The 11017-nt window shown below is 49.6% G+C and carries 13 protein-coding genes; all 13 read left to right on the top strand.

Annotated elements, in window-relative coordinates:
• On the top strand, nucleotides 1-703 hold a 703-nt coding region (locus V7126_RS04130; protein ID WP_335496897.1), incomplete at its 5' end, for a hypothetical protein.
• 39 nt (nucleotides 704-742) lie between these two features.
• Complete coding sequence (locus V7126_RS04125) at nucleotides 743-922, top strand: hypothetical protein (protein ID WP_231947389.1); 180 nt, start codon at nucleotides 743-745, stop codon at nucleotides 920-922.
• A complete protein-coding gene (locus V7126_RS04120; RefSeq protein WP_231947388.1) occupies nucleotides 919-1167 on the top strand; it encodes a GNAT family N-acetyltransferase in 249 nt (82 codons plus the stop codon). The genes V7126_RS04125 and V7126_RS04120 overlap by 4 nt, the downstream gene beginning before the upstream one ends.
• Nucleotides 1168-1261: 94 nt before the next feature.
• The gene (locus tag V7126_RS04115) at nucleotides 1262-1951 is read left to right on the top strand and encodes an EamA family transporter (RefSeq protein WP_231947387.1); all 690 of its coding nucleotides are present in this window, start codon (nucleotides 1262-1264) and stop codon (nucleotides 1949-1951) included.
• Nucleotides 1952-1962: 11 nt separating this feature from the next.
• Nucleotides 1963-2124, top strand: a complete 162-nt coding sequence (locus V7126_RS04110; RefSeq protein ID WP_335496891.1) for a hypothetical protein — start codon at nucleotides 1963-1965, stop codon at nucleotides 2122-2124.
• A gap of 74 nt (nucleotides 2125-2198) precedes the next feature.
• A complete protein-coding gene (locus V7126_RS04105; protein ID WP_046130190.1) occupies nucleotides 2199-3317 on the top strand; it encodes an NAD(P)/FAD-dependent oxidoreductase in 1119 nt (372 codons plus the stop codon).
• A gap of 128 nt (nucleotides 3318-3445) precedes the next feature.
• A complete protein-coding gene (locus V7126_RS04100; protein ID WP_335496888.1) occupies nucleotides 3446-4444 on the top strand; it encodes an XdhC family protein in 999 nt (332 codons plus the stop codon).
• Nucleotides 4441-5091: an NTP transferase domain-containing protein gene (locus V7126_RS04095; protein ID WP_175075399.1), complete on the top strand. Its 651-nt coding sequence runs from the start codon at nucleotides 4441-4443 to the stop codon at nucleotides 5089-5091. The genes V7126_RS04100 and V7126_RS04095 overlap by 4 nt, the downstream gene beginning before the upstream one ends.
• Nucleotides 5091-7418, top strand: coding sequence for a xanthine dehydrogenase family protein molybdopterin-binding subunit (locus V7126_RS04090; protein WP_175075398.1), 2328 nt, complete (start codon nucleotides 5091-5093; stop codon nucleotides 7416-7418). Before V7126_RS04095 ends, V7126_RS04090 begins: the two co-directional genes overlap by 1 nt.
• A complete protein-coding gene (locus V7126_RS04085; protein ID WP_175075397.1) occupies nucleotides 7405-8262 on the top strand; it encodes an FAD binding domain-containing protein in 858 nt (285 codons plus the stop codon). The genes V7126_RS04090 and V7126_RS04085 overlap by 14 nt, the downstream gene beginning before the upstream one ends.
• On the top strand, nucleotides 8240-8713 hold the full coding sequence (locus V7126_RS04080) for a (2Fe-2S)-binding protein (protein ID WP_335496883.1): 474 nt from the start codon (nucleotides 8240-8242) through the stop codon (nucleotides 8711-8713). The genes V7126_RS04085 and V7126_RS04080 overlap by 23 nt, the downstream gene beginning before the upstream one ends.
• A 142-nt stretch (nucleotides 8714-8855) precedes the next feature.
• Entirely contained in the window at nucleotides 8856-9845 is a 990-nt protein-coding gene (locus V7126_RS04075) for an SIS domain-containing protein (protein WP_201775903.1), read from the top strand.
• A 94-nt stretch (nucleotides 9846-9939) separates the two neighbouring features.
• Nucleotides 9940-11017, top strand: a 1078-nt coding sequence (locus V7126_RS04070; RefSeq protein ID WP_335496878.1) for an ABC transporter substrate-binding protein, incomplete at its 3' end; no start/stop codon positions are given.

Below are 11017 nucleotides of genomic sequence, written 5' to 3'. Positions count from 1 at the left end.
CTTTATAAGTTTAAAAAATTGGTCGGGGAAAATAATATATAAGATTAAGGGAACCGGGTATACAAAAAGTATAATCAAAAGCTTTGGGTATGGTACAAATATTGAAATCTTGCGCCTTTGCTTTTCCTTTCCTTTTTGTAGATGGCCTTATTGGATCAAAAAAGACGTGACTTCAGTTCACGTCTTTTTTTTTATACAAGCATGTATTTTTAAATATATCGACATCCGCCAAAGACTCAGGCGAAAATCCAGCCCCTCTTTTTGCAATAATCCGATGCATGCTCGGTCTTCAAATACACTTCGGTATAAGCGGGACAGCAGCGCTTCTATTAATGTGTGGCCGATGCCCAGGCTGCGGCAGGCCGGTTCGACAAAAAGCGATGCCAGCCAGGGCTTGTACTCGGGCCGTTCTTTGCAGTCATGTTCAAATGCCGAAACCGTTCCCGCGCATTCGTCATCAATGATCGCAATAAATGTGACCGGGAGCGTTTCTGAATGGGCATTCGAAAAGAAAGACAATACATCAGCACTCGCTGCCGGAAGCTGCGACAAACTCCTTGTAAACTATATCCGTAACCCTCTTTACCCACTTATCGCTTTCATGCCGCAGTTGAATTTGCTTCATGTTTTCCGCCCACCGAACTTTTTCTATATTGTGAGTAAAGAATACCAGCAAAATCAAAATGTAAAAATGCTACAATAAATGAAGAGTTTGTTCCATAACATCATGGAGGTGATTCACATGTTGGACGATTCGAAAATCATCAACTTGCGGTATTCAACTGTAAACGACTTGGAGTTTGTATGCCGGCTGGAAGCTGATCAGGAAAATGCCCGTTTCATTATTCCCTGGTCTATCGATATACATAAAAAGGCGTTAGAGGACAAAGACATCCTGCACCTTATCATTAAGAGCGATTGAGTCATGAACCGGTCGGATATATGATCATCGCCGGTCTAAAAAACCCGAATAAGAGCCTTGAATTGCGAAGAATTACGATTGCCAAAAAAGGCATGGGCTATGGAAAAGAAGCATTCAGAATCATAAAGAATTGGGCATTTCGTGTGTACAACGCCAATCGTTTATGGCTTGATGTCAAAGAAGACAATGTACGCGCACTCCATCTTTATCAAAAGCAGGGCTTTGTGCTGGAAGGGACATTTTAGAGAATGTATCAAAAATGGAGATGGATACGATTCGCTTCATGTCTATTTTAAAAAGAGAGTATACCGAATGAAACCGGATTAGGGGGAGTGTTTCATGACGGCAGTTGGGCTATCCTTGTTATTATTATCAGCCTTCATCCACGCTTCTTGGAACTACCTTTCTAAAAAAGCCGATGGCGGGGTTCCGTTTATATGGCTGTTTACTGCCATCGCAGCCGTTTTTTACAGTCCTTTGGCGATAGGGGTCATCTTATATGAAAAACCTGAAATCGGAATGTGGCAAACGGTTTTGATCATGGCGAGCGTGTTTAGTCATCTGGCGTTTTTTCTCGTCCTCCAAAAGGGGTACAGTATCGGTGATCTATCCCTGGTTTACCCGATCGCAAGAGGCACAGGACCGCTTCTTACGTGTGTGCTGGCGGTGATCATCTTTCATGAGAAAATGACACATGTTACGCTCATAGGCATTCTTTTGATTGTGACGAGCATTCTCTTTTTTACGGGAGGAATGAAAAAGTTAAAGGAGGCGGGGGCGCTCATCCCGATCCTTTACGGATTGGCCGTCGGGGCAATCATCGCAGGCTATACGATCCTTGATAAAGCAGCGGTCAGCCATTTTCTCATTCCGCCGCTGCTGTTGGATTATTTTAATACGATCGGCCGGCTGATCATCTTGACGCCTTATGCGGTGAAGAATTGGAATGGCGTCCGGTCTGAATGGAAGAATCATCGGCTGGAAGCGGCCGGAGTGGGAATTTTTAATTCATTGGCGCGTATATTTTAGCTTTGAGCGTGATGGTTTTTGCTCCTGTCAGTCAAGTCGCCCCGATCCGCGAGATCAGTATTTTAATCGGAACGATTATGGGATCTGTGCTGCTTTCTGAAGGCTTTGGGAGAGTGCGCGTCATCGCCGCGGTTTTAATGGTGCTGGGGGTGATTTCGGTGGCCGCCGGTTAACGTCCGGGTTGTATTCAGCCGCTTTTATCCGGTATATTTGTATAATAATCAGAAATGAAAAAGGTGTTTTAAAGATGAAGAAATTGATCGTTGTCGGCGCAGGAATACTCGGTGCATCCGCCGCGTATCACCTCGCAAAAGAGGGTGCCGATGTGACTTTGATTGACCGCCGCGATCAGGGACGGGCAACGGACGCCGCGGCGGGGATCGTCTGCCCCTGGCTGTCGCAGCGCCGGAATCAGGCGTGGTACAAGCTGGCCAAAGGCGGGGCGAAATACTATGCGGATTTAATTAAACAATTGGAAGACGATGGCGAAACGGATACGGGATACAAACGAACAGGCGCGATCAGCCTCCATACAGACGAGCGGAAATTGGAGCAGATGGCCGAGCGGGCGCATAAAAGGCGTCAGGATGCGCCGGAAATCGGCGAGATCACCCGCTTGACGCCTGACGAAACAAAACGCTTATTTCCGCCTTTGGCGGAAGGGTACGGTTCGGTACATATCAGCGGGGCGGCGCGGGTGAATGGAAAAGCGCTGCGGCGTGCGCTTGTGAACGCGGCAAAAAAACACGGAGCCTCCGTGATCGAGGGACATGCCGAACTGCTGTATGAAAGCGGTCGTGTCACAGGGATTAAAGCTGATGAAAGAAAGGTATACGCCGATCAGGTGCTTATCACAGCAGGCGCCTGGGCCAATGAACTGCTGAACCCGCTTGGCGTCAGTTTTCTGGTCACGCATCAAAAGGCGCAAATCGTTCATCTCCGTTTGTCCGGCTTTGATACGGGAAGCTGGCCGGTCGTGATGCCGCCGAATGACCAGTATATCCTTTCGTTTGAAGACGGGAGGGTTGTCGCCGGAGCGACCCATGAAAATGATCCTAAACTTGGCGACTGCAGGGTAACAGCCGGAGGGCTCCACGAAATTTTTGCAAAGGCGCTGTCTGTAGCCCCGGGTCTCGAACACGGGGAAATGCTTGAAGCGCGGGTCGGCTTCAGGCCGTTCACCCCTGGATTCCTTCCGGTGATCGGTTCCCTGCCGGGGATGGAAGGTTTACTGGTCGCCAACGGGCTTGGCGCTTCAGGGCTGACGTCAGGACCGTTTTTGGGAGCTGAGCTGGCAAAGCTCGCCCTCGAGGAGCAAGTGGAGATCGATATCAGTTTGTATGACCCGGCCGGCGCGCTCGAATAGCATGATCAAAAGCGTTCACTCATTAAAAGGAGTGAACGTTTTTCTTTTTCTATGAAAATAAAGTTTTAAAACACAGGTTCAGCCAATATAAATGAAAAGAATGCAGTACATACTCGGGAGGTGCCTTCATGGAAAGCATTCACAGCATCCTTAAAGCGATACAGGGATCAGCCCGGAAAAGCGTCCTTGCAACGATCATCCATGTGGAAGGATCCGCGTATTTAAAAGAAGGAACCGTGATGCTTTTTCAGGAAGACGGCACCCGGATCGGGATGCTGAGTGCCGGATGCCTCGAGGACGACCTTGCGTTGCGGGCGGTCAACGTGCTAAATAAGGGAGAAGCCGATACCTTTACATATGATATGAAAGCTGAAGACGATCTGACATGGGGGCAGGGGGCGTGCTGCCGCGGCGTGCTGTATATTTTGCTGGAACCGGTTGATGAGAAGCTGAAAAAGTACCTTGGAATTGTGAAGGAGTTTCTCGACAGCGGGATACCCGTCCAGCATGTGAAGGAATTAACAAATGATTTCAAACAGACGGGATACGGTTTTTTTACAGCGACTGGTCAGACGTTTGGAAATATTGACGAACATCAGATCAAAATGCCGGAAAATAAAAGGGCAAGCGGAATCCAGCTAGTCGGAGATGCGCCGATGTGCACCTATTTCCATTTATACCGGCCGAAACCGCGCCTCATCGTTTTCGGGGCGGGGCCTGATGCAAGGCCGCTCGTTTCATTTGCTGCGGAAATCGGCTTTTCTGTTACCGTATGCGATTGGAGACCGGCATTTTGCCGGGCGGAGTATTTTCCTTCAGCAGCCGCATTGGCCGTCGGTTTTCCTGAAGACATCGTGCCAAAGCTCGATTTGAACAGCGATGATTATGTCGTTATCATGACTCACCATTTTCAAAGGGATCAAGAGATTCTTTCCCTTTTGAAGAAGCGTCCTTTGCGCTATGCCGGGATTTTAGGACCGCAGAAAAGAACGGCGCGGCTTCTGCAGACAGAGGAAATTCCGGAGTGGCTTCATTCACCGGTCGGGCTGCCCATCGGCGCCCGCGGACCGCAGGAAATCGCGATCAGCATTGCCGGGGAACTCATTCAGGAAGCCGCGAAAGGATGAGAAAAGCGAAAATTGCGGGCGTTTATTTGGCTGCCGGCACAAGCGAACGGATGGACCGCGACAAGCTTTTATTGCCGTTTGGAGGAGAGTGTCTCGGAAGCAAAGCTTTAAAAGCAGCCCTGCATTCAAAATTGGACCACATTTTCGTTGTCACAAAACCGGGCGACCCTTTGGCATGGCTCAGCCCGTCCTTTTTCTTAAGGCCGTATGCCGAAAAGTGGAGCCATGTTCCGTGCCGGCATCATAGTGAGGGGCAAGCCGGCTCTTTGCGGTGCGGTTTGCAAAGGGCCGAAGCTTTTGATGCCGATGGGGCGATGATTCTGCTTGCTGACCAGCCGTTCATTACGGGGGATGTGATCGATGAGCTGCTCTCTTTATTCCGCAAAAAGCCGTTTTTATACTTTGTTGCGTCGTGCTATGAAGATATTCCGAGGCCTCCTGTCATCTTTTCAAAGAAAGCGCTCCCTGCGCTGATGAAGCTCCGCGGTGATGAAGGGGCCCGGCAAATCATCAGGAACAAGGGCCGGAACGCAGGGAAGCTTAAATCATACAGCAATCCCCTGTACTTTATGGATGTCGATACACCTGCGGATTATGATCTTGCTCGCTGCCATGCTGCAAAAATGAATGAGGAGGAGGGGCGTTAGTGACAGTCATAGGCAAAAGTGTTCTGCGCAAAGATGCCTTGCAAAAGGTGAGCGGTAAAGCGAATTATACAGGCGATATTGCGACACCCGGCATGCTTTATGCCCGCACCGTGATCAGCCCGTACGGACATGCCAGGATCAAGGCGATTGACACTTCCGCCGCACGGAGGATGTCCGGAGTGCGCGCCGTTCTGACAGGCGGCCGTTACCCGCTCGTCGGGGAAGAAATCCGTGACCGTCCTCCGATTGCGGCTGATAAGGTCAGGTATCACGGGGAGCCCGTAGCCGTTGTTGTCGCAGATACTCCCGCACAGGCCAAGCGGGCGGCGGACATGATCAAGGTGTCATATCATCCTCTTCCCGTCGTCAACTCTCCTACTCAGGCGCTTTTGAGAAATGCACCGCTCGTTCATGAAAACGTCGAACAATATCAATTGCAGGTCAACGTGTACCCTGAACCCGGCACAAATATCGCCAACCGGACAAAAATCCGAAAAGGGAATATAGAAAAAGGCTGGGCTGAAAGCGATGTGACGGCAGAAGCGTCTTTTTCGTTTTCTCCTTCAGACCATGCGGCGATGGAAACGAGGTGTTCATTATGTGAGATCCGTACGGATGGGACGGTCGTGATTTGGTCGTCTTCCCAGGCGCCGTATATGATAAAAAAATTAATCAGTTTATATTTTGGCGAAGAAGTCGGGAAAGTGATCGTTCACACTCCTCTTGTAGGGGGCGCATACGGCGGAAAGGCATCCGTTCAGCAGGAATTTCTCACCTATTTAGCATCAAAAGCGGTTGGCGGCCGCCTTGTGAAGCTGCTGAACACGAGGGAAGAGGATATTTTGACGTCGCCTTGCCATATCGGACTGGATGCAAAAATCAAGCTTGGCTGCTCAAGGGACGGAATCATAACAGCGGCAGAATTGCTTTATTTATTCGACGGCGGGGCGTATGCCGATAAGTCGCCCGATTTAAGCCGGGCGGCAGCAGTCGATTGTACAGGACCGTACAGGATCGACAATTTGTGGTGCGATTCATTGTGCGTGTATACGAACCATCCGTATGCAGGGCCTTTTAGGGGTTTCAGCCATTCAGAGCTGCTGTTTGCGCTCGAACGGACGATGGATATTTTGGCGCGGAAGCTCGGGATGGACGTTTTGGAGTTTCGCCGAAAAAATGCGATTCTTCCCGGGGATACGACGCCTACCCGCGTGCTGCTGAATCCGAGCAATGTCGGAAATCTGCCGAAATGCCTTGACCGCCTGAAAGAATTGATGAACTGGAATGAAGGCGAGAGAATCGAATTGGAGGGGCACAAGGTCAGGGCAAAAGGAATCAGCTGCGGCTGGAAAACGTCAACGATTGATCTGAATGCCAGTTCAGGCGTTGTCCTGACATTTAATCCTGACGGCAGCGTCAATGTAATGTCGGGAATTGTGGAAATCGGAACGGGAACAAAAACGATATTGACGCAGCTTTTGGCTGAACGCTTAAAAATGGACCCGAGTCGAATTTATGTCCGAATGGAAGTCGATACACAGACGACGCCCGAGCATTGGAAAACGGTCGCCAGCCGGGGAACGTTTATGGCGGGCAGGGCGCTCTTGGAAGCGGCAGATGACGTCATCCGCCAATTGAAAGAAAGAGCCGCATGCGCATTAAGAGCGCCGCAGTCGGATATCGAGGTTGCATACGGCCGGGTGTTTTTAAGGGATGATCCGAAAATAGGCCTGAATTTTAAAGATATTGTATACGGTTATCAATATCCGAACGGCAATTCTGTCGGCGGACAGATCATCGGGCGCGGCAATTACATGCTGAGGCATTTAACGCTTCTGGATCCTGAAACCGGGGCCGGGAAACCGGGGCCCGAATGGACGGTCACTGCCCACGGAGTGGAGGTTGAATTTGATAAAAGAACTTACAGGTACCGTATTTTAAAAGCGGTAACCGTAGTTGACATCGGTAGAGTCTTAAATGAAAAAATGGCGAGAGGCCAGGTTATGGGTGCGATGAGCATGGGGCTTTCGTTCGCCGGACGGGAAACGTTTTGGTTTGACGGGTTTGGAAGGGTGTTAAATCATCAGCTCAGAACATACAGGCCGATTCGCTATGGCGAGCATCCGGAATATGTCGTTGATTTTGTTGAGACGCCTCAGCTTGACGCACCGTATGGGGCGAGGGGAGTCGGAGAACACGGAATCCTCGGCATGCCGGCGGCTTTGGCGAATAGTTTGACGATAGCTGCGGGCGTTCCCTTAAATGAGCTGCCTCTCATTCCGGAGCTGATTTGGAAGATGAAGGAGGGCAAACATGATTCCGTTTGATTTTGAATATTACCGGCCTGAATCGGCAGAGGAAGCGGCCCGGCTGTTTCAAAGACTTGACAGGGAGGAGAAGCAGCCTTCCTATTTCTCGGGAGGCACAGAGCACATCACGCTCGGCCGTTTAGACTTGATGCATACGAAGGCGGTCATCGATATTAAAGAAATACCCGAATGCAGGGCCATGCAATATGAGCAGAACCACCTTGTGTTAGGCGCTGCCCTGACGTTGACGGAAGTTGCGGAAAGCGGCGTTTTTCCTTTGTTGGGCAAAGCCGCGAGGGAAGTCGCAGATCGCACCGCGCGCAACAAAATTACGCTGGGCGGCAACATTTGCGGGCAGATTTTTTACCGTGAAGCCGTTTTGCCGTTTTTGTTAACTGACAGCAAAATCATGACATTGGGCGGGGACGGGATGAACGTCTATCCGATTCATGAGGTGTTCAACAAAGAGCTGCAGCTGAAAAAAGGGGAATTGCTCGTTTTTCTCCTGACCGAAAAACGGTATATCAACCTGCCGTATGCCAGCATCAAAGTGCGTCAGCAATGGGAAACGGGCTATCCTTTAGTAACCGCTTCAGCCATTCGGGTGGATGACCGGGTCCGCGTCGCATTCAGCGGCGTTAGTCCGTTTCCTTTTCGGTCAAAGCAGGTTGAAGCGGCTTTAAATGATCCGAATATGCCGGTTGAAGACAGGGTTCAGCAGGCGATCCGCCATTTGCCCGAACCGGTTTTGGATGATACCGAAGGGTCTGCTGAGTATCGCAAATTCGTAATCAAACATACGCTGTTTGATATTTTCAGCATATTAAAAGGTGATGAATATGACAAATGGGAAAAGAACTGATATCACGCTTCACATAAACGGAGAGGAAAGAGAGGTCATGATCAGGCATGCCGACACCCTTTTATACGTTCTCAGAGAAAGGCTCGGATTAACCGGGGCAAAGCCAGGCTGCTTGAACGGAGACTGCGGGGCCTGCACGGTCTCACTCGACGGACGGCCGATGAAGTCGTGTCTCATGCTTGCGGCCGAATGCACCGGCAAAACAATCGTCACGGTCGAGGGCTTGGAGGGGGCGCCCATTCAGCAGGCGTTTGTACGTCATTTCGCTTTTCAATGCGGCTATTGCACACCGGGGTTTATCATGAATTGCCATTTGCTCGCGGAAACCCATCCTGAGGCAGATGACGAAACGATCAGAGAGTGGCTCGATTCGAACATTTGCAGATGCACCGGATATAAGGAAATCGAACAAGCGGTAAAATCGGTTTTGGCGAAAAAATCGGAGATTTGAAGAAAAGGCACTACATACAGTGCTTTTTATTTATTTTTTAAAATTTCAGAAAACTATATTGACAGGTGCATTTCTGCGCCGCTAATATAACAATATATAATGTTATATAACGTTATATAATATAAGAATAGGAGTGAAGGAATTGAGCAGTCAGGCAACGGCAAAAGTAAACCCGAAAGTTCAAGCTTTTTTGCACGATTTGAAAGGAAAAACGGTCGATCACGTCTTCTTTGTCGCATGCGGCGGTTCTTCCGCGATTATGTATCCGAGCAAATACGTGTTTGACAGAGAGTCAAAAGCGATCAGCTCCGACCTCTACAGCTCAAACGAATTTATTCAGCGCAATCCCGTCCAGCTCGGAGAAAAATCGCTCGTCATTTTGTGCTCTCACTCCGGAAACACGCCGGAAACCGTAAAAGCCGCAAGTTTTGCAAAAAGCAAAGGGGCGCTGACGATCGCCATGACGTTTAAGCCGGATTCTCCTTTGGCTGAGGCGGCAGAGTATGCCGTTCAATACGATTGGGGGGAAGAAGCCCTCGCGATCAATACGAATTACGGCGTCTTATACCAAATTGTTTTCGGAGTGCTGCAAGTATTGGAAAACCATCCGAAATTTGAACAGGCGATCGACGGGTTGGACAAGCTTCAGGCAGTCTATGAACAGGCTTTGGAAAAAGAAGACGGAAACGCGCGGCAATTTGCCGAAACCCATCAGAAGGAGCAGGTCATTTATACGATGGCAAGCGGTGCAAACTATGGCGTCGCTTATTCGTACAGCATCTGCATCCTCATGGAAATGCAATGGATTCATTCGCAGGCCATTCATGCAGGCGAATATTTTCACGGTCCGTTTGAAATTATCGATGAGTCGGTGCCGTTCATCATTCTGCTCGGTTTGGATGAAACGAGGCCGCTCGAAGAACGGGCGCTCGCTTTCTCAAAACGATACGGCAAAAAGCTGACGGTTCTCGATGCCAAAGCTTACGATTTTGACGGAATCAGCGATGACGTAAAAGGCTATCTCGCCCCGCTCGTGCTGAACCGCGTCTTGCGCCTGTATGCCGACGCTTTGGCTGAAGCGCGGAACCATCCGCTGACGACAAGACGGTATATGTGGAAAGTTGAGTATTGATATAACATTATATAACATCATGAATTTTCCTAAACGGCGTGGCGGCCCCGCGGGTGCCGTCCCGCCTTATCTGTACAAAAGGAGGGGTTTTCATTTGAAAAAGAGGTATGTATTTGTTATCGCCGCTGTCGCTGCCATGCTGCTTGCAAGCGGCTGCTCGGGTTTTCAAAGTTCGGGCTCCGGGTCGGGGAAGGTCACCTTAAAACTGTTTCACCGCTGGCCGAAAGAGCCGGAAAAAAGCTTCTTCGAAGAAGCCGTCAAAGAATATGAAGCCAGCCATCCCGATGTTTCGATCCAAACGGAAGCGGTGCTGAACGATTCTTACAAGGATAAGATCAAAGTCATGCTCGGGACAAGCCAGCCTCCGGATATTTATTTTGCCTCGAGCGATGAATTCGCCAGAAAAATCATCCAAGGGGACAGGGCGCTTGATCTCACCTCATATTATGAAGAGGATCAGAAGTGGTCCGGGCGGCTCCTGCAATCACAGATCGAGCCGTTTTCCGCCGGGGGCAAGAGATACGGCGTCCCATGGCAGATGGCTTCCAAAGAATTTTTTTATAACAAAGACATTTTCAAAAAGCTGAACCTTTCTCCTCCAAAAACGTGGGACGAGCTCATTCACGCATCAAAGGTGTTGAAAGAAAACGGCTATACACCGATCGCATTCGGCGCAAAAGCGACATGGGCGATATCCCACTATATCGGAACGCTGAACCAGAGGCTTGTCGATGCAAAAACGAGAGAGACAGACTATCATACGGAAAATGCCAGTTTCACAGATCAAGGATATGTCGATGCGCTGGCCAAATTGCAGGAGCTCCTGCCTTATTTTACGAAACATGTAAATTCCGTCGACCACGAATATGTGAGACAGCAGTTTAAGAGCGGGAAGGCGGGAATGATCTACGCGGAGACTTCGGAAATTAAGCTTGTCAATGGCAGCGTCAATCTCGGCTTGTTTTCATTTCCCGAAATTTCCGGGCAAAAAGGGAGCTCAGATCTGTTAACGGGAGCGCCGGAAGGCTTTATGATCTCATCGAAAACAAAACATCCGAAAGAAGCGATGGCGTTTTTGAAGTTTTTGACGTCAAAAAAAATGGGGGAAAAACTGGTGAAAGACGTCGGAAAGTTCAGCCCTGTGAAAGGGACCGCCAATAAGGACAACGCAG

This window comes from Bacillus sp. JJ675 (genome assembly GCF_036963165.1).
GTDB classification, from domain to species: domain Bacteria; phylum Bacillota; class Bacilli; order Bacillales; family Bacillaceae; genus Bacillus; species Bacillus glycinifermentans.
The sequence above is the reverse complement of the archived record's forward strand: the minus strand, read 5'-3'. Positions and strand labels throughout refer to the sequence as shown.

Bases quoted from the DNA above. Each gene is read 5' to 3' on its own strand.
- V7126_RS04125 (WP_231947389.1), top strand. From the start codon at position 743: ATGTTGGACGATTCGAAAATCATCAACTTGCGGTATTCAACTGTAAAC.
- V7126_RS04115 (WP_231947387.1), top strand. From the start codon at position 1,262: ATGACGGCAGTTGGGCTATCCTTGTTATTATTATCAGCCTTCATCCAC.
- V7126_RS04110 (WP_335496891.1), top strand. From the start codon at position 1,963: ATGGTTTTTGCTCCTGTCAGTCAAGTCGCCCCGATCCGCGAGATCAGT.
- V7126_RS04105 (WP_046130190.1), top strand. From the start codon at position 2,199: ATGAAGAAATTGATCGTTGTCGGCGCAGGAATACTCGGTGCATCCGCC.
- V7126_RS04100 (WP_335496888.1), top strand. From the start codon at position 3,446: ATGGAAAGCATTCACAGCATCCTTAAAGCGATACAGGGATCAGCCCGG.
- V7126_RS04095 (WP_175075399.1), top strand. From the start codon at position 4,441: ATGAGAAAAGCGAAAATTGCGGGCGTTTATTTGGCTGCCGGCACAAGC.
- V7126_RS04085 (WP_175075397.1), top strand. From the start codon at position 7,405: ATGATTCCGTTTGATTTTGAATATTACCGGCCTGAATCGGCAGAGGAA.
- V7126_RS04080 (WP_335496883.1), top strand. From the start codon at position 8,240: ATGACAAATGGGAAAAGAACTGATATCACGCTTCACATAAACGGAGAG.